Here is an 18,610-nt window from a genome sequence, read left to right as displayed (position 1 = left end):
CTCATATCACCGGTTCGAAGCCGCTGATCCACGACCTCAGCTCGATGGTCAGGTCACCCCACAGGCCGCTCACCAGCAGCACCCCGATGAGGACGAGCATCCCCCCGCCGGTCCGCGTCACCAGGGGGTAGTGGCGCTTCACGGCGCCGAACGCGCCGAGCGCGCGGCGGTAGGCGAGCGCGGTGACGACGAACGGAAGCCCGAGCCCCGCACAGTACGCCAAGGACAGCAGTGCGCCCCGCCCGGCGCTCGCCTCCGTTATGGCGAGGCCCTGGACCGCCCCGAGCGTCGGGCCGATGCACGGCGTCCAGCCCAGCCCGAACAGGACGCCGAGGAGCGGCGCCCCGGCGAGCCCGGCGGCCGGGAGGCGCCCCGACTTCATCGTCCGCTGCAGCCCGGGGACGAGGCCCATGAACGCCAGCCCGAACACGATCGTGACGGCGCCGAGGACGCGGGTGATCGGGTCCTGGTACTCCAGCAGCCACCGGCCGAGCCCGCCGAAGATCACCCCGTAGCTGACGAACACGGCGCTGAACCCCGCGACGAACAGCAGGACGCCGGCGAGGAGCCGCCCGCGCCGCTGCTCGGCCAGGTCGACGCCGGTCATCCCCGTCACGTACGACAGGTAGCCGGGGACGAGCGGCAGGACGCAGGGGGAGGCGAACGAGACCAGCCCGGCGAGGGCCGCCAGCGGCGCCGCCGCCACCAGCGACCCGCTCACGACCGTCTCGCCGAGGGAGCTCACCGCTCTGCGAGGGCCTTGGCGACCAGCGGGTTCAGCTTCGAGTACGTCGTCGCGCCGATGACGCGGGCGGCGACGCGGCCCTGCCGGTCCAGCACCAGCGTGCTCGGGATCGCGCTCGGCGGGACCTCCCGGAACGCCAGCGTGACCTGGCCGTCCGCGTCGAACAGGCTCGGGTAGGTGACCTTGAACTTGCGCTCGAACGCCTGCGCGTTGGGCTTGGAGTCCTTGAAGGCGACGCCGAGGAACTCCACGCCCCTCGCCTTGTTCTCGTCGTAGACGTGCTGGAGGGACGGCGCCTCGCCGCGGCACGGCGCGCACCACGACGCCCAGAAGTTGACGACGACGACCTTGCCCTTGAACTCCGACAGTTCGAACGCCTTGCCGTCGAGGCGCTCCCCGCCGACGTCCCGGACGCTCTTGCGGTCGGCGGGCTTGTACTCCGTCACGTTCCCGTCGCCGGCGATGAAGCGGTTGTCGCCGCCGTCCGGCCCGTTCTCCGCGGCGCCCGTCCCGGCGCAGCCGGCCAGCAGCCCGGACAGCGCGACGGCAGCGGCGGCGGCGCGGAGCGGGGGGTTTCGGCGGGGGTTCAACGGACCCTCCTCCTACTACTACAGGACGTAGTACAACTTACCGGTGCGGTCACGCGCCCGCGACACTGGGGCCCTTCGCGATCCCGGCCGCGGGCTCGCAGTAGGCGACCTCGACCAGCCGGCTGCCCTGGAACGTCAGGCTCGTGAGGCTGGCGAGCGCGCACTCCCGCTTGTTCGGGTGGTGCCAGAGCCGGCGCCGCTCGGCGTGCAGCCGCAGGATCCAGATCGGCAGCTGGTGGCTGACGCACACGGCCTCGTGGCCGCGCGCCGCCTCCCGCGCCCGGATCACGGCGGCGCGCATCCGGGCGGCCAGCTCCCGGTACGGCTCGCCCCACGACGGCCGGAAGGGGTTGACCAGATGCCGCCAGTGCTCGGGGCGGCGCAGCGAGCCGGCCCCGGCGCCGAACGTCAGCCCCTCGAAGTGGTTGTCGGCCTCGATCAGACGATCGTCCACCGTGACGGGCAGGTCCAGCGCGTCGGCCAGCGGCGCGGCCGTCTCCAGCGCCCGCTGCATCGGCGAGGAGAACAGCGCGGCCACGTCCCGGTCGCCGAACCACTTCGCGGCGGCCTTCGCCATGAGGACGCCGTCCTCGCTCAGGCGGTAGCCGGGCAGCCGCCCGTAGAGGATGCCCTCGGGATTGTGCACCTCGCCGTGCCGCAAGAGGTGAACGGTAGTCGTTTCAGTCATCGCGAGGTCAGATTACCCGCGCCACCAGCCGCTCCCGTCCACCGGCCGTGCCCCTGGGACGGGCTCAGCGGCGGCTGGACGCGACGAAGTCGGCGATGCGCTTCGCGGCGCGGTCGAGGTCGGCCTTGGCGGGCCGGCCCTCCTGCACCCCCTGCACGTACCAGTAGGTGAGCGCGGCGGTGCAGATGTCGGCGTTGGCCAGCGGCGCGGTGCAGGAGATCGGCCACGCCACGCCCTTGGTGCCGAGCGTGGACAGCTTGGCCGATACGTACGGGGACGGCGGCGCCTCGCTCGGCGGCTCGGAGACCATCATCGCCAGCACGCCGGGAACCCCGGTCGGGATGTCCTGCCGCCCGGTGACGCCGGAGGTGCAGTCGCCGGCTTCCGCGCGCTCCCGCTCGGCCTGCGGGGAGTCGGGGAAGTACTGGCACAGCGAGCTCCTGATCCCGCCGACCGACCCCTGCCACTCCTGGACGACCAGCGCGGTCCGGACGTCCCCGGCGGTGCTGAGGCCCGAGTTCACGCCCATCGACCCCTCGCACCCGCCGCCCGAGGGGCCGATCACCGGGCCCTGCTGCGTCCAGTAGACGACGGTGTCGCGGGGCATCCGCACCTGGGCGGGGAGCGTCACCTTCGCCGGGCCCGGCGACACGCTGATCGGCCCGCCGCCCGGCCCCGTGACGGGGCAGCTCCGCACGTCCGCCACCGTGGCCGCCGCCCTCGTCACGGTGGGCGTCGGCTCGGGGTCCTGCCGGGTGGCGCGGTCGACGGTGAACGCGGCGGCGCCGACGACCACGACCGTCCCGACGGAGACCGCCGCCAGCCCGGCGCCGCTGCCGAGGAACGCCTTCACCGCGGACGCCCCGGCGACGTTGCCCGCGGTGGACGCCGACGCCGTCCCGGACACCGCGCCCGCGGTGCCCGCCGTGCCGGCCACGGTGCCCGCCGTGCCGACCGCTCCGGCCGCGCCGGGCACCAGCCAGGCGGCGAGCGGGAACAGCACGGCGAGGGCCGCGGCGGACGCGGCGAGGGTCCGGACGCCGCGCGCCTCCCAGTCACCGCCGTACGTCTCGCGGGCGGCGCGTTCGAGGTCGTCGACGAAGGCGGCGGCGCCGTCCGGGCGGTCCTCGGGTGCCTTGGCCATCCCGCGCCGGACCAGGTCGCGGAGCGCCTCCGGCACGTCCTCGACCGGGACGTCACCGGTCAGGTGCGCGCGCATCAGCGCCGCCCGGTCGCCGGTGTAGGGCCGCTCCCCGGTCACGCACTCCACGAACACGCAGGTCGCCGCGTACACGTCGGACGCGGGCGTGGCGACGTGCCGGCTCCACTGCTCGGGCGCCATGTAGTACGGGGTCCCGGCGCCCCCGGCCTCCTCCCCGGCCGGGGTGGCGATGCCGAAGTCGACGAGGCGGCTGCGCCCGTCCGCCGGGACGACGACGTTCGCGGGCTTGTAGTCGCGGTGGACGACGCCGACGGCGTGCGCGGCGGCCAGGCCCAGCAGCGAGCCCTTCAGGACGGCCAGGGACGCCTCCGGGCCGAGCGCCCCGTGCCGCGCCAGCAGCTCCTTGAGGGAGACCCCGTCGACGGCCTCCATGACGATGGCGCTGGTCTCCGGGCCCTCGATGAGCCGGAAGAGCCGCGCGACGTGCGGGCTGTCCGCCTGGCCGAGCATCAGCGCCTCGTGCCGCAGCCGCTCCCGCTCGGCCTCGTCCGCCCCGGCCGGCAGGTACTTGATCGCGACGGGCGTGCCGGACGCCTCGTGCCGGGCGAGCACGACCCGTCCCTGCGCGCCCGACCCGAGCTCCCGCACCTCCGCGAACCCGTCGACCCGCCACTCGCCGTCCACGTGCCCACCGCCGCCGCTCGATCAGGGAAAAACGTCCGATATGACGATCATGCCCCGAATAAGGTTCGGACGGATCAGCCGGGCGCGCCCACCAGCTCCGCGGCATCGGCCGGGACGGCGGCGCGCAGCGCGGTGAGGGCGGCGCGGATCGCGGGACGCCGGGCGGCCTCCTCGCGCCACACCGCGTACACGCGGCGGGACAGCGGTGCGGACAGCGGCACGATCGCCACCCCCGGCGGCACGTCGCAGCGGCCGAGGCGGGGCAGGATCACGTTGCCGAGCCCGGCGGCCACGAGCGACAGCTGCGTCGCGAACTCGTAGGCCATGTGGTCGATGCGGGGTTCGCTGTCGATGGCGCGGAGCGTGCGCAGGAGCCAGTCGCAGCAGATGCTGTCGGGCGAGGAGCTGATCCACGGGTCGCCGGCGAGCTCCTTCAGGTCGATCGTGTCGCGCCCGGCCAGCTCGTGGCCGGACGGCAGCGCCACGTCCGCGACGTCGTCGCAGATGACGCCCTTGTGCAGGCCCTCGGGCAGCGGCAGCGGCTCGTTGTTCCAGTCCTGGACGACGGCCATGTCGAGGTCGCCGCGCAGCACGAGCGGCATGCTCTGCATCGGGTCCTCTTCGCGGAGCAGGACGCGCAGGTCGGGGTGGTCGGTGCGCAGGGTCCGCAGCGCGGCGGGCATGAGCCCGCGGACGGCGGTGGGGAACGCGGCGACGGTGAGCTGCCCGACGACGGAGCCGCGGTGCGCCTCCAGGTCGGCCTGCGCCTGCTCGACCAGCGACAGGATCCGCTCCGCGTGCGCGACGAGCAGTTCGGCCGCGTCGGTGAGGCGGACGCCGCGGCCGTTGCGTTCCAGGAGCTTCTGGCCGGTCTCGCGCTCCAGCTTGGCGAGCTGCTGGGAGACCGCCGAGGTGGTGACGTGCAGGACGTCCGCGGCGGCGCTCACCGAGCCGTAGGTCGCGACGGAGTGCAGGGCGCGCAGCCGTTCCAGATCAAGCATGAAGCAATACTAAAACGAGGTGTCAAGAAGTTCTCGCTTGTCCTAAAGCAAGTGTTTCCTCACGATCGGGATATGAGCTCCCGCCACGTCCTGCTGGCCACCCTGATCGCCGCGCTCTGGGGCTTCAACTTCGTGCCCATCAAGGTGGCGCTGGACGATCTGCCGCCACTGTTGATGGGCGCGGTGCGGTTCACGGCCGCGGCGGTGCCCGCCGTCTTCCTCGTCCGCCGGCCGCCGGTCGCGGCGCGCTGGCTCGTCCTGGTGGGCGTCCCGCTCGGCGTGGGCCAGTTCGGCCTGCTCTTCCTCGGCATGAACCTCGGCATGCCCGCGGGCCTGGCCTCGGTCGTGCTCCAGGTCCAGGCGATCTTCACGGCGCTGTTCGCGTTCCTGCTGCTGCGCGAGCGGCCCGGCGCCCGGCAGATCGCGGGGATGGTCGTGGCGTTCGGCGGCGTGGCGCTGCTCGGCGTGGCGCAGGCGGAGGGCGGCAGCCCGGTGGGCGCGTTCCTGATCAGCCTGGCGGCCGCGGCCAGCTGGGGGCTCGCCAACGTGGCGATGCGCCGGATGAACCAGGCCGCCGGGGAACCGGTCGACGCGTTCGGGTTCATGGTGTGGATGTCGCTCGTCCCGCCCCTCCCGCTCTTCGCGCTGTCGCTGATCTTCGAGGGGCCGGAGGCCGTGCCCGCCGCGGCACGCGACCTGACGCTCCCGGGCGCCGCCTCCATGGCGTTCATCGCCTACGTCTCGACGCTGTTCTGCTTCGGCGTCTGGGGATGGCTGATCCGCCGGTACGAGGCCGGCACGGTCGCCATGTACTCGCTGCTCGTCCCGCCGTTCGGCCTCGCCTCCGCGGCGGTCCTCCTCGGCGAGCACGTGGACGCGGTGCGGCTGGCCGGCGCCGCGCTGATCATCGCGGGGGTCGCGGCGGGCAGCCTCCGCCTGCGGCCCCGCACTCCCGCGGCCGCGGACCTCCCGCCGGCCCCCGGCATCGCTCCGGCACGAACGAGGTGAGACCCATGCACGGAATCCACGCGTCGCTCGTGACGCCGTTCACCCGCTCCGGCGAGGTGGACGCCAAGTCGCTCGAACGCCTCGCCGTCCACTGCCTGGACAACGGCGCGGACGGGCTGGTCGCGCTCGGCACGACCGGCGAGGCCGCCCTGCTGAGCGCCGCCGAGCGGCGGACGGTGCTGGAGGTGTGCCGCGCGGTCTCGCTCGAACACGGAACCCCGCTGACGGTGGGCGCCGGGACGATGGGCACCGAGGACTCGATCCGGCAGGCCCGCGAGCGCGCCCCGCTCGCCGACGCGCTGCTCGTGGTCGTCCCGTACTACCTGCGCCCGTCGGACGAGGGCGTCGTCGACCATTTCGCCGCCGTCGGCGCCGCCGTGGACGTCCCCCTCATCCCCTACAACGTGCCGTACCGGACGGCGAAGCCCCTGGCCGCGGAGGCCCTCCTGCGGATCCTCGACCTCGACTGCGTCGCGGGCATGAAGCACTGCGCGGGAGCGATCGACCAGGACACCCTCGCGGTGCTCGCGTCCCGCCCGGACAAGGCCGTCCTGTGCGGGGACGACGCGTACATCTACCCGATGCTCCAGCTCGGCGCTTCCGGCGGCGTCGCCGCGTGCGCGTGCCTGGCGCCGGCCGCCTACGCCGCGATGGCGGACGCGGCGCGCCACGGGAACGCGGCACGCGCGCTGGCGCTCCACAACGCGCTGCTGCCGATGGCGGTGGCGCTGTTCAGCGAGCCGTCGCCGGCGGTGCTCAAGGCCTGCCTGGCCGAACAGGGCCTGATCGACGACCCCGCGGTGCGCGCACCCCTGCACGCACCGCGTCCCGAGCCGGTCTCCGAAGCGCTGGCGGCATTCCGGGCCGTGCCCCTCTAGGAGGTTGAGGCCGACGCCCGTGCCGCGGCCTTGGCGGCGTGCGGGAGCGCGTCCAGGATCCGCCCCACAGCCTCCTCGTCATGCGCGGACGAGAGGAACCACACCTCGTACGCCGACGGCGGCAGGTACACGCCGCGCTCCAGCGCGGCGTGGAAGAACGCCCCGTAGGCGCCGGAGTCCTGGCGCTGCGCGGCGGCGAAATCGCCCACGACGCCGTCGGTGAAGAAGATCGAGAACAGCGTGCCGGCGGTCTGCAGCGAGTGCGGGACCCCCTCCCGCTCCAGCGCCTCGGACGCGGCCCTCGACACGGTCTCCGCCGCGCGCCCGATCGCGGCGTACACCTCGTCGGTGGCGTGCCGGAGGGTGGCGAGCCCGGCGGCGGTGGCGAGCGGGTTCCCCGACAGGGTGCCGGCCTGGTAGACGGGCCCGGCGGGGGCGAGATGGTCCATGACGTCGGCGCGCCCGCCGAACGCGGCGGCGGGCAGCCCGCCGCCCATCACCTTCCCGAACGTCACCAGGTCGCCCGGCACGCCCTCGATCCCGAACCACCCGGTCCTGGACGCGCGGAACCCGGTGAGCACCTCGTCGATCACCAGCAGCGCGCCGTACCGCTCGCACAGCCGCTTGAGCAGCGCGTTGAACCCGGCGATCGGCGGGACGACGCCCATGTTGCACGGCACCGCCTCGGTGATGACGCAGGCGATGTCGGTGCCGTGCTCGTGGAACGCCGTCTCCACGGCGGCGACGTCGTTGTAGGGCAGGATCAGCGTGTCGGCGGTGGCCGCGCCGGTCACGCCCGGGGTGTCGGGCAGCCCGAACGTGGCGACGCCCGAGCCCGCCGCGGCGAGCAGCGCGTCCACGTGCCCGTGGTAGCACCCCGCGAACTTCACGATCTTGGTGCGGCCGGTGAAGCCGCGGGCCAGCCGGATCGCCGACATCGTCGCCTCGGTCCCGGAGTTGACGAGCCGGACCTTCTCCGCCGGCGTCCGGGCGACGATCTCCTCGGCCAGCGCGACCTCGCCCTCGGTCGGCGCCCCGTAGGAGGTGCCGCGGCCGGCCGCGTCCCGCACGGCCTCCACCACGGCCGGATGGGCGTGCCCGAGGATCAGCGGTCCCCAGGAGCACACCAGGTCGACGTACTCTGTGCCGTCGGCGTCGGTGAGGTACGGGCCCCGCGCGGACGCCACGAAGCGGGGGGTCCCGCCGACGGCTCCGAAGGCCCGCACGGGCGAGTTGACGCCGCCGGGGGTCACCGCGGCGGCGCGGTCGAACAGCTGCCGGGAGCGATCGAAATCAGTCACGGTCGCAGTCTCTCAGTTGCAGTTCGGCGACTTGCCTTGACCTCATGCCGTACGGGCCGATATTCCACCAAGTACGACATCGGAGGGATGGCTTTCACCGTGGTTGACGGCTGGACGGTCCCGGGCTTCACCCACGAGCGGGAGCTGGGTGACGGCGCCGCGGGCCGGGTGGTGCTGGCGGTCGACGATCTCACCAGCACGCGGGTCGCGATCAAGTACCTCGACAGGGCGCTCGGCGCCGACGAGTCCTTTCTGGCGCGGTTCCGGGCGGCGGCCCGGAGCCTGTCCCAGCTCGAGGACCCCAACGTGGTCGACTTCTACGACTTCGTGGAGACCGCGGACGGCACCGCGATCGTGATGCAGTGCGTCGAGGGCGTCAGCCTGCGCCGCGTCCTCGCCGCGCAGGGGCCCACCGGCCCGCTCGCGGCGCTGTCGCTGCTGGGCGGGACGCTCCTCGGGCTCGCCGCGGCGCACGAGCACGACGTGGTGCACGGCTCCATGCGCCCGGCGAACGTGCTCGTGGACGGCGAGGGCAACGCGCGCCTCACCGACTTCGCGACCGCGCCCGCGGGTACCGAGGCGCAGCTCGGTCCGCCGTACGCGGCGCCCGAGCTGTGGGACGGCGCGCCCGCCACCGTCGCCACCGACCTGTACGCGGCCACCGCGATCTTCTACGAGTGCCTCACCGGCCATCCCCCCTACACCGGGCGGAACATGGCGCGGCAGCACCGCGAGGCGCCCGTCCCCGCCGACGAGGTCCCCGGGCCGCTGCGCGAGCTGATCCACCAGGGCCTCGCGAAGGACCCGGAGCGGCGCCCGAAGTCGGCCGCCGACTACCTCGCCGCCCTGGAGGAGGCCGCCGTCTCGGCGTACGGGCCGTCGTGGGAGGCGCAGGGCCGCGGCCGCCTCACCGAGCTCTGCGCGCAGGCCGCGCAGCGGCCGGAGCCGCCGAAGCCGAAGCAGTCCCGCAGCAGCGGCCGCAACGCGATCGTCGCCGGCGGGCAGCCGGGCGGCGGGTCGCGGACGCGCTGGGTCCTCGCCGCCGTCGCCGTCCTGGTGATCGCGGGCGCCGGGGCGGGCGCGGCGGCGGTGCTGAAGAAGGACGACAAGCAGCCGCCCGAGCCGACGCCCGCGCAGAACAGCTCCCCGCAGCCGACGCTGCCGGCCGGCGGCGTCGACCCGGCGCCCCTCGTCGCGCGGATCGACCAGGCCACCGCGCAGGCGCCCGGCGCCGCGTTCAGCTACCGGCAGACGGGCTGCTGCGGCTTCCCCGTCAACGGCCGGGGGACGTTCGGGCTGGCCCAGGGCGGGCAGGCGTCGTACACGCTGACGCTCGCCGGGACGGGCTCGGCCCGCAAGCCCGTGCGGGCCGTCATCGTCCAGGACCGGCTGTACGTGCGCGCCGGCAAGAAGTGGCGGTCCTCGCCGCTCGGCGGGCGCGGCTACGCCGGGGCGGCCGACCAGGTGCGGCAGGGCTCGTCCGTCGGGAACCTGACGGCGCTGCTGCGCGCGGCGACGAAGCTCACCCGGTCCGGTTCGATCTACGAGGGCGAGGCCCCGGCCGCGAAGCTGGCGCAGGCGCCCGGCGTCGGGCCGATGTACGCGCGGATGTCACAGGCGACCGGCGCCCAGCAGATCGCCTTCGCCATCAAGTTCGACTCCGGCTACCGCCCGGTCCGGTTCTGGGTGCGCGCCGGCCCCGAGAAGGGCCGCAACCAGATGCAGCACGGCTCCTACACCAAGTGGGGCCGCAAGCCCGCCGTCAAAGCGCCCCGCTGACGCGAGAGCGCCCCGCTGACCGGCCGGCGGGGCGCTAGGCGTCCTCGCCGTCCTCGCAGGCGTCCGAGAGGACCTCCAGGAGCCGCAGCGGGTCGGGCAGCGGGTCGCGGGACGGCGGGCGCAGCCAGCCCACCTCACGCCCGTACGGGAGGACGGACGGCGCCGCGACGACGTAGCTGTCGCGGCAGTGCCAGCGCATCCCGGGCGTCTCGGTGACATCCTCCGGCAGGGTGTCCAGGTGGCACGACCACCACTCGTCCTCGTCGACGGGGGCGCCGCGCGTCGCGACGAAGAACAGGTGCCGGTCGCCCCCGAACGAAGCGACCGGACCGACGGGGAGGTCGTCCCGCTCGATCCGGTCGAGGGCGATGGTCCCGGCGGCGGCCGGGACGTCGAACACGTCGAATACCCGGCCCGTCGGCAGGATGATGTTGGCCTGCGGGCGCTCCGCCCACCACCGTTTGATCACGTCCGCGTCGACGCTGGCCTGATGGGCCCAGGCCGCCGACACCGGATGCGCGCCCGGGTCCGGACAGCCGATCCGGTCGCACGAACACGCCCGGTCGCCCCCGGCCGGCGAGTGCGCCCCGGGAAAGCAGGGCCAGCCGAGATCCGCGTACTCCCGCGCCGCCGCGGCCATCCGGTCGCGCGCCGCCTTCAGCCGCCTGTTCCCCGAGACCGCCAGCATCTCCGCCCCCCAATACCCAAGGTCGCACGCAGGTTCCTTGGTTATCGATGATGCCCGGCGGCGTGAAGCGCGGACACGGCAACCCCCGGAAAACGACCCTAAGTGACTAGAGGGAGTCCCGGGACAGGTGTGATCAGGAGAGCCTGCGGGCCACCTCCGCGGCCCAGTAGGTGAGGACGATGTCGGCGCCCGCGCGGCGGATCGACAGCAGCGACTCCATGATCGTCCGGTCGCGGTCGATCCAGCCGTTCCCGGCGGCGGCCTCGACCATCGCGTACTCGCCGCTCACCTGGTAGGCGACGACGGGCACGTCCACGGCGTCGCGGACGCGGCGGACGATGTCGAGGTACGGGCCGGCGGGCTTGACCATGACCATGTCGGCGCCCTCGTCGAGGTCGAGGAGCACCTCGCGCAGCGACTCATCGGCGTTCGCCGGGTCCTGCTGGTGGCTGGCGCGGTCACCCGACCGCGGGGCGCACTCGGCGGCCTCGCGGAACGGCCCGTAGAAGGCGGAGGCGTACTTCACCGAGTACCCCATGATCGCGATGTCGGGGTGGCCGGCGCCGTCGAGCGCCGCCCGGATCGCGCCGACCTGGCCGTCCATCATCCCGGACGGGGCGAGCACGGCGGAGCCCGCCTCGGCCTGCGCCCGCGCGATCGACGCGTACCGCTCCAGGGTCGCGTCGTTGTCGATCTCGCCCGCGTCGGTGAGGACGCCGCAGTGCCCGTGGTCGGTGTACTCGTCCAGGCACAGGTCCGAGATGAGCACGGTCGCGTCGCCGAGGTCGGACGCCAGGTCGCGCAGCGCCCGCTGGACGATGCCGTCCGGGTCGTCGGCGGCCGAGCCGGTCGCGTCCTTCACGGCCGGGACGCCGAACAGGATGATGCCGCCGACGCCGGCCTCGACCGCCTCGTGCGCGGCCTTGCGGAGGCTGTCGCGGGTGTGCTGGAACACGCCCGGCATCGACGAGACCGGCTGCGGCTCGGAGATGCCCTCCTTGACGAACATCGGCAGCACGAGGTCGGCCGGGCTGAGCCGGGTCTCGGCGACCAGGCGCCGCATCGCGGGGGTGCGCCGCAGCCGCCGCGGCCGCGCGACGGGGAACTGAGCAGACATGATCCCTCTGGGTTTCCTCGGGTGTGCTATCTCCTGCGCCGGGCCCCCCGGCGCATCTGGCTGGGCTTGCGGAGCGGATCCCCCGCCTCGATCTGGGCCGCCCGCCGCTTGGCACCGTACTCCGCGAGCGCCTCCGCGAGGGCGGATACCGACGGCTTGTCCGCCTCGACGTCCACGCGCAGCCCGTACTCGCGCGCCGTCTTGGCCGTCTGCGGGCCGATCACGGCGATGACCGTGACATTGTGCGGCTTGCCGGCGATCCCGATGAGGTTCTTCACCGTGGAGGACGAGGTGAACAGCACCGCGTCGAACCCGCCGCCCTTGATCGCCTCGCGGATCGGCGCGGGCGGCGGCGCGGCCCGGACGGTCCGGTAGGCGGTCACGTCCTCGCACTCCCAGCCGAGCTCGGTCAGCCGGGCGATGAGCACGTCGGTGGCGATGTCGGCGCGCGGCAGCAGCACCCGGTTGATCGGGTCGAGGTCCTCGTCGTAGGGCGGCCACTCCCGCGCCAGGCCCTCGCCGGACTGCTCGCCGGACGGGGTCAGGTCGGGCTGGACGCCGAACTCGACCAGCGCGGCGGCGGTCTGCTCGCCGACGGCGGCGACCTTGAGGCCGGCGAACGCGCGGGCGTCCAGGCCGTAGTCGGTGAACTTCTCCCGGATCGCCTTCACCGCGTTCGTGGAGGTGAACACGACCCACTCGTAGCGGCCGGTGACGAGGCCCTTCACGGCCCGGTCCATCTGCTGCGGGGTGCGCGGCGGCTCGACGGAGATCGTCGGGACCTCGTCCGGGACGGCCCCGTACCCGCGCAGCTGGTCCGACAGCGACGCGGCCTGCTCCTTCGTCCGCGGCACGAGCACCCGCCAGCCGAACAGCGGCTTGGTCTCGAACCAGGACAGCTTGTCGCGCCAGCTCACCACGTCCCCGACGATGATCAGGGCGGGCGCCTCCATGCCCTTGGTGTCGGACGCGAGCTTCTGCAGCGTGGAGACCACGGTCTCCTGCTCGGTCGTCGTGCCGAGGCTCGTCATCGCGGCCGGGGTGGAGTCGGGGCGCCCGGCGGCGACGAGGCCCTTCGCGACCTCCGCCACCGCGCCCTCGGCGCCGAGGATGACGAGGGTCGCGTCCGGGGCCGCGTAGCGCTCCCAGTCGACGCCGCCCTCGGAGGCGTCCACGATCCGGATCTCGCGGTTCTTGGCGTCCGTCAGCGGGATGCCCGCGTAGCCGGGCACGCCCGTCACCGACGACACGCCGGGCACCACCTCGAACGGGACGCCGGCCTTGGCCAGCGCACCGCCCTCGGCGGCGAAGCTGCACGCCACGCCCGGGTCGCCGCGGAACAGCCGGACCACCCGGCGGCCCGCCTTCGCGGCGCGGGCGGCGAGCTTCACCGGGTCGCCCTCCGCCGTGTCGATGATCTCGGCGTCGGGGCGGCAGTGCGTGAGGATCTCGGCCGGGCAGTGCGCCCGGCTCACGATGACCGTGTCGGCGCGCTCCAGCTCGGCGGCGGCGCGCAGGGTCAGCAGCCCGGGGTCGCCCGGGCCCATGCCGACGATCGCGACCGTGCCCGGGTCGGCCGTCCGGCGGGCGGACGCCGCAACGGCGGCCCGCGTCCGGGCGCCCTTCGCGGCCGTGGCGGTGCTGTCAGCCGTGTGCTTGTCGGTGGGCTTGTCGGTGGTGGTCTTCTCGGCGGCGGTGGACTTCGCGGCGGGGCTCAATCGCGCTCCCCCATCAACTGGTCGGCCCCCTGCGCGAGCAGCCGGGACGCGAGGTCGCGCCCGATCTGCTCTGCGGCGTCCGGGTGGCCGCTTGCGGACAGCCGCACCTGCCGGCTTCCGTCGAACGCCGCGACGGTCGCCGTGAGATGCAGCCTTTCATCTATCTCGGCAGCGTATGTTCCCACGGGCGCGGAGCAGCCCGCCTCCAGCACGGCCAGCACCGTGCGCTCGGCGGTGACGGCCCGCCGGGTCGGCAGGTCGTCGACCGTTCCAAGCAGTTCGCGGAGGTCGTCCCGGTCGGCGCGGCATTCGAGGGCGAGCGAGCCCTGCCCGGGGGCCGGCAGCATATGGTCCGGCTCGAAGACCTCGCCGACCGCGTCCAGCCGGCCGATCCGCTTCAGGCCGGCGTGCGCCAGCACCACGGCGTCCAGCTCGCCGTCGGCGACCTTGCGCAGCCGGGTGTCGGCGTTGCCGCGGATCGGGATGATCTCCAGGTCGGGACGCAGCGCCCGCAGCTGCGCGACGCGGCGCGGCGACCCGGTGCCGATGCGCGCCCCGCGGCGCAGGTCGGCGAGCTTCGCGGGGGCGCACAGGGCGTCGCGCGGGTCGTCGCGGACCGGCGTCGCCGCCAGCGCGATCCCCGGCGTCGCGGACGTCGGAAGGTCCTTCAGCGAGTGCACCGCGAAGTCCACCTCGCCGGAGAGGATCTTGTCGCGGAGCGCGTTGACGAACACGCCGGTCCCGCCGATCTGGGCGAGCAGGGCCTTGGACACATCACCCTGCGTGGTTACCCCGACCAGCTCGACGGCATGCCCCGTCAGCTGCGACAACGCGTCCGCGACGCCCCGGGACTGGGTCATCGCCATCAGGCTCCTGCGGGTGCCCAGCCGGAGCGGGCCCCTGCTCGCCGTACTCACGTCTCGTCTCCTTCACGCCCCGGGACCGTGTCCCGGGCGCTGACCGCCCGGACGCTCGCGGCCTGGGCGTTCACCGTCTCCACGTTCACGCCGTCCGGCGCCGCGGCACTCCCCCGCGGGGGCGCCGGGCTGACGCAGTCGGCCTCCGCGCACCCCGGATCCACCCGGGGCTCCTCCCCGCGCACATCCGTCCCGCGCACATCCGTCCCGCGCACATCCGTCCCGCGCACATCCGTCCCGCGCACGTCCATCTCACGCACGTCCGGCTCGCGCATGTCCGCGCGGGCCACCGCCTCGGGGGCCTTCGGGTCCAGGTCGAACAGCTCGCGCAGCGCGTCGGCGTAGGAGTCGCCGCCCGGCGCCGCCGCCAGCTCCTTGACCCGGACGGTCGGCGCGTGCAGGAGCTTGTCCACGACGCGCCGGACCGTCTGCTCGATCTCCTTGCGGGCCCGGTCGTCCATCCCGGGCACCCGGCCCGTGAGGCGGGACAGCTCGGCCTCGACCACCTCGGCGGCCTTGCTGCGCAGCGCGACGACGGTCGGCGCGACGGCGGCGGCGCGGGCCGCGCTGAGGAACGCCTCGACCTCCTCGCACACGATCCGCCGGACGGCCTCGACCGCCTCCGGGCCGATCGCCTGCGCGGCCTCCTGCGCGGTGCGCAGGTCGTCCAGGCCGGCCAGCTCGACGTCCGGGAGGTCGCCGGCGCTCCGCTCGACGTCGTGCGGCAGCGCCAGGTCGAGGAAGAAGCGGCGCCGGCCGTCCGAGCCGACGCCGCGGGACGTGAGCTGCGCGGTCGTCACCACCAGCCCGGTCGCGCCGGTGCACGACACCACCAGGTCGGCCTCGGCGATCGCCGCGTCCAGGACGGACAGCTCGATCGCGCGGGACGGGACGTCCAGCGACCCGGCGAGGCGCACCGCGTTCTCGTGGGTGCGGTTGGCGACCACGACCTCGCGCGCCCCGGCGCGGCTCAGCGTGGTGGCGGCCAGCGAGCTCATCGATCCGGCGCCGACGACGAGCGCGCGCACGCCGGTGAGCGGCCCGAGGTGCCGGACGGCGATGTCCAGGCCCACGCTGACCAGCGACGCGCCGGCCTTGTCGATGCCGGTCTCGTGGTGGGCGCGCTTGCCGACCCGCAGGGACTGCTGCAGGACGTCGTGCAGGTCGCGGCCGAGCGTGCCCTCGTCCTGGGCGAGCCGGAACGCCTGGCGGATCTGCCCGAGGATCTGGCCCTCGCCGACGACCATCGACTCCAGGCCGCACGCCACCGCGAACACGTGCTGGACGGCGCGCTCCTCGTAGTGCACGTACAGGTGCCGCGACAGGTCGTCCATCGGGACGCCCGAGTGCAGGGCCAGCAGCTCGGAGATCGCCGAGACGCCGCCGTGGAACTTGTCGACGACCGCGTAGATCTCCACCCGGTTGCACGTCGAGACGATCGCGGTCTCGGCGACGTTCGCGCACTCGTGCACCGCGTGCAGCAGCTTGACCAGATCGTCGCCCGCGACCGCCGCACGCTCCAGTACCGCCACGGGCGCGCTCCGGTGGCTGAGGCCCACGACCAGAATGCTCATTTGCCGTCTCCAGCGTCTCCGCTTGCCCGCCTTGCCTCGCTTGCCCGTCCTGCCCGCCTTGCTGCTGTCCGGCTCATAGTTCCACCGTCTCCACGTACTGCGCCGCGCCGGGGGGCTCCTCGGGGCCGGCCAGCGGGGCGACCCCGTCCGGGCCGCCCGCCTTGCGCTGCTCGTGGAACGCGAGGATCTGCAGCTCGATGGAGAGGTCGACCTTGCGCACGTCCACCCCGTCCGGCACCGACAGCACCACCGGGGCGAAGTTCAGGACGCTCGTCACCCCGGCGGCCACGACGCGGTCGCACACGCCCTGGGCGGCGCCCGCCGGGGTCGCGATGACCGCGATGGACACGCCGTGGTCGGCGATGATGTCCTCCAGCCGGTCGATGTGCTCCACCGTCATGCCGGAGATCTCTTGGCCGACGATGGACTCGTCCGCGTCGAGCAGGCCCGCCACGCGGAAGCCGCGGGACGCGAAACCGCCGTAGCCCGCCAGCGCACGGCCCAGGTTACCGACACCGATGATGGCGACGACCCAGTCCTGGGTGAGGCCGAGCTCGCGGGAGATCTGGTAGACGAGGTACTCGACCTCGTAGCCGACGCCGCGCGTCCCGTAGGAGCCGAGGTGGGACAGGTCCTTGCGGAGCTTGGCCGAGTTGACGCCGGCCGCCGCCGCGAGCTCCTCGGAGGAGACGGTCGCGACGCCGCGCTCCTGCAGGCCGGTGAGGGCCCGGAGGTAGACCGGCAGCCGCGCCACGGTGGCTTCGGGGATGCCGCGGCCCGCGCGGTCGCGGTGGCGGTTCTGTCGAGGTGTCACGGCCTGCTCTTCGGGCTCGACGCTGGGAAAGGTCATGGGGATGACCGCCGGCCCTCGGCACGCGCGGGCGGGCGGCGGCCTCACGGCCACGCCCCGGCCGCCCCAGGGCCGTCCACCAGGTTAAGCCTTTGTGAATACACGCACAAAGTCACCCCCCGGTTGTGGGGTCCGCGGGCGTTCCGGCTGATATACGAAAAGCCCGTCTAGCAGGGTCTTCCACCCTAAATCCGGAAAGGCTCGACGGAGCAGGGATGTGACCGACGAGACAAAATTTGTCCTATCGTCCCACGCGCCGTCAGCGGAGCTTCGCGATGGCCGCGCGGAGGCGGGCCTCGTCGACGCGCCAGAAGTCGTGCTGGACGCCGTTGATCAGAGTGACGGGGATCTGCTCCCAGTACTGCTCGGTGTCCCGCTCCGACTTCGTGATGTCGCGCTCCTCCCACGGCACGTCCAGGTCGCGGGCGACGCGCTCGATCACCGCGCGGGCGTCCTCGCACAGGTGGCAGCCGGGCTTGCCGAGCAGCGTGATCATGATCTGCGCCGGCATGTCACCTCCCGGGGAACTCCGGCGCGGGCAGCGGCACCTTGGCCGCGCCGAGCTTCAGCTCGATCACGTTGGTGGCGATCACGTGGGTGCGGGACTCGGCGAGGAAGCGCTGCAGGTGCGGCTGGCGGCGGTGCGCGGCGAACGCCGCCTCGTCCCGGAACAGCTGGTAGAAGATCCGCTGCGTGGGGGCGCCCACCACCTCGTGCGAGGCGAAGATCAGCGTCTCGGGCTCGGCGGCCAGGGCCGCCTTCACCAGGTCGGCGGCGAGCCGGTCGAAGGCGCTCTCGCGCCCGTCCAGCAGCGTGTAGACGGTGATCTGGCCGCACGCGTTCGCCAGCTCCCCGCCGAGCGCGCCCGGCCTGGCGAGACCGGCGAGCGGCGACTGGTCGAGCGCGTTGCCGATCCCGTCGACGGCCGTGGGACCGGCCGGGTTGGGCGCCGGGCTCTCGGGGTAGGCGGGCTGCGCGGGGACCGGGATGCTGGTGTTCTCGGGGAAGCGCAGCTCCTCGGAGGACGGTTCGGGGAAGCGCAGCTCGCCGCGCCGCTGGTCCGGGGGCGGGGTCGGCGCCGGGACGGGCTCCGGCCGGGACGCGGGCGCGTAGCCCTGCTCCTCGTAGCCGGTGGCGGGCTCGTCCTCGTAGTCGTCGTAGCCCTCTTCGTCGTACACCGGGATCGTGCGCATCGCGCCGTACCAGACGAGGCCGGCGGCGGCGCCGAGCGCGATGACGGCGAGCGGCGCGGGCAGGAACCCGCGGGTGCCGCTGACCACCAGCACGCCGGCGAGGGCGACGAGCGCGATCGGGATGAGCAGCTCCGCCGCCTCCTGGTCCTGCTTGCTGGCCAGCCACGCGGTCACACCGGTGCAGCCCGCGAGCGCGAGGACCGCGACGACGTGCGCGCCGTCGATCAGCAGCAGCGGCAGCGCGTCGTAGGTGTCGCCCGGCTTGGGCAGGCTCTTGGACAGCGAGCCCTTGAGCGGGTCGAGGATCAGGATCACGATCGCGACGACCGTGTAGGAGATCGCGAACAGCCAGGCGGCGAACCGGACCTGCACGTACCGCGCGATCAGCTCGATCATGCCGAGCGCGAGCCACACCGGCCCGATCAGCGCCGCGCCGAGCTCCATCACGCGGAACAGCAGGCCGTTGAACCCGGCGAGGAAGCCGACGCCCATGGACAGCAGGGCGAGCGTGAGCCCGACCTGGGTGAACGACCAGGCGATCAGATAGAGCAGCCGGTCCTTGGAGGCGCGCTGAATCAGCAACCCGGTCGCCGCGAGGGCACCAAGGGTCGCCAATAGCGCGAGGAGAGCATCGACCATCGCGCCCCATGGTGCCCGATGCCGGGGGCGGACGGGTAACCGCTCCCGGGAACGCACCATTGCCTTGCGTACCTTTCG

The 18,610-nt window shown here is 73.9% G+C and carries 17 protein-coding genes; 3 read left to right on the top strand and 14 right to left on the bottom strand.

Annotated features, from left to right (window positions below):
• Window position 1: 1 nt before the first annotated feature.
• From K8Z49_RS33830 to K8Z49_RS33810, 5 genes are all read right to left on the bottom strand, one after another.
• Window positions 2–745 carry a cytochrome c biogenesis CcdA family protein gene (locus tag K8Z49_RS33830; RefSeq protein WP_412516109.1) on the bottom strand — a complete coding sequence of 248 codons (744 nt, stop codon included), beginning with the start codon at window positions 743–745 and terminating at the stop codon, window positions 2–4.
• Entirely contained in the window at window positions 742–1,335 is a 594-nt protein-coding gene (locus K8Z49_RS33825; RefSeq protein ID WP_075021028.1) for a TlpA family protein disulfide reductase, read from the bottom strand. Before K8Z49_RS33825 ends, K8Z49_RS33830 begins: the two co-directional genes overlap by 4 nt.
• A 49-nt stretch (window positions 1,336–1,384) precedes the next feature.
• A complete protein-coding gene (locus tag K8Z49_RS33820; RefSeq protein ID WP_024935751.1) occupies window positions 1,385–2,023 on the bottom strand; it encodes a histidine phosphatase family protein in 639 nt (212 codons plus the stop codon).
• 64 nt (window positions 2,024–2,087) lie between these two features.
• Window positions 2,088–3,869, bottom strand: a complete 1,782-nt coding sequence (locus K8Z49_RS33815; RefSeq protein ID WP_412516108.1) for a serine/threonine-protein kinase — start codon at window positions 3,867–3,869, stop codon at window positions 2,088–2,090.
• Window positions 3,870–3,943: 74 nt separating this feature from the next.
• Window positions 3,944–4,870, bottom strand: coding sequence for a LysR family transcriptional regulator (locus K8Z49_RS33810; protein WP_021591651.1), 927 nt, complete (start codon window positions 4,868–4,870; stop codon window positions 3,944–3,946).
• A 72-nt stretch (window positions 4,871–4,942) separates the two neighbouring features.
• Between K8Z49_RS33810 and K8Z49_RS33805 the strand changes: the two genes are divergently transcribed.
• Complete coding sequence (locus tag K8Z49_RS33805) at window positions 4,943–5,878, top strand: EamA family transporter (protein WP_111832450.1); 936 nt, start codon at window positions 4,943–4,945, stop codon at window positions 5,876–5,878.
• Between the two features lie 5 nt (window positions 5,879–5,883).
• Complete coding sequence (locus K8Z49_RS33800; RefSeq protein WP_111832451.1) at window positions 5,884–6,756, top strand: dihydrodipicolinate synthase family protein; 873 nt, start codon at window positions 5,884–5,886, stop codon at window positions 6,754–6,756.
• Here K8Z49_RS33800 and hemL read toward each other — a convergent pair.
• Window positions 6,753–8,057, bottom strand: coding sequence for a glutamate-1-semialdehyde 2,1-aminomutase (gene hemL, locus K8Z49_RS33795; RefSeq protein ID WP_021591654.1), 1,305 nt, complete (start codon window positions 8,055–8,057; stop codon window positions 6,753–6,755). The genes K8Z49_RS33800 and hemL overlap by 4 nt on opposite strands.
• Window positions 8,058–8,144: 87 nt before the next feature.
• Between hemL and K8Z49_RS33790 the strand changes: the two genes are divergently transcribed.
• Window positions 8,145–9,836 (top strand): serine/threonine-protein kinase, encoded by a 1,692-nt coding sequence (locus K8Z49_RS33790; protein WP_075021032.1) that lies wholly within the window; start codon window positions 8,145–8,147, stop codon window positions 9,834–9,836.
• Between the two features lie 34 nt (window positions 9,837–9,870).
• Here the strand turns inward: K8Z49_RS33790 and K8Z49_RS33785 are convergent, their stop codons facing one another.
• The 8 genes from K8Z49_RS33785 to K8Z49_RS33750 form a co-directional block, all read right to left on the bottom strand.
• Window positions 9,871–10,524, bottom strand: coding sequence for a bifunctional DNA primase/polymerase (locus K8Z49_RS33785; protein WP_021591656.1), 654 nt, complete (start codon window positions 10,522–10,524; stop codon window positions 9,871–9,873).
• Window positions 10,525–10,657: 133 nt separating this feature from the next.
• Window positions 10,658–11,641, bottom strand: a complete 984-nt coding sequence (gene hemB / locus K8Z49_RS33780) for a porphobilinogen synthase (protein WP_021591657.1) — start codon at window positions 11,639–11,641, stop codon at window positions 10,658–10,660.
• 26 nt (window positions 11,642–11,667) lie between these two features.
• On the bottom strand, window positions 11,668–13,197 hold the full coding sequence (locus K8Z49_RS33775; RefSeq protein WP_268746429.1) for a uroporphyrinogen-III synthase: 1,530 nt from the start codon (window positions 13,195–13,197) through the stop codon (window positions 11,668–11,670).
• Window positions 13,198–13,355: 158 nt separating this feature from the next.
• The gene (gene hemC / locus K8Z49_RS33770) at window positions 13,356–14,225 is read right to left on the bottom strand and encodes a hydroxymethylbilane synthase (protein ID WP_235206463.1); all 870 of its coding nucleotides are present in this window, start codon (window positions 14,223–14,225) and stop codon (window positions 13,356–13,358) included.
• Between the two features lie 47 nt (window positions 14,226–14,272).
• On the bottom strand, window positions 14,273–15,850 hold the full coding sequence (locus K8Z49_RS33765) for a glutamyl-tRNA reductase (protein ID WP_412516107.1): 1,578 nt from the start codon (window positions 15,848–15,850) through the stop codon (window positions 14,273–14,275).
• 73 nt (window positions 15,851–15,923) lie between these two features.
• Window positions 15,924–16,664, bottom strand: a complete 741-nt coding sequence (locus K8Z49_RS33760; RefSeq protein WP_024935749.1) for a redox-sensing transcriptional repressor Rex — start codon at window positions 16,662–16,664, stop codon at window positions 15,924–15,926.
• A 295-nt stretch (window positions 16,665–16,959) separates the two neighbouring features.
• Window positions 16,960–17,211: a glutaredoxin family protein gene (locus tag K8Z49_RS33755; protein WP_021591662.1), complete on the bottom strand. Its 252-nt coding sequence runs from the start codon at window positions 17,209–17,211 to the stop codon at window positions 16,960–16,962.
• Between the two features lies 1 nt (window position 17,212).
• Entirely contained in the window at window positions 17,213–18,532 is a 1,320-nt protein-coding gene (locus tag K8Z49_RS33750) for a putative quinol monooxygenase (RefSeq protein WP_075021035.1), read from the bottom strand.
• Between the last annotated feature and the right edge of the window lie 78 nt (window positions 18,533–18,610).

Source organism: Actinomadura madurae (genome assembly GCF_047130825.1).
GTDB lineage: Bacteria > Actinomycetota > Actinomycetes > Streptosporangiales > Streptosporangiaceae > Spirillospora > Spirillospora madurae.
This window is presented reverse-complemented; position numbering and strand designations above follow the sequence as displayed.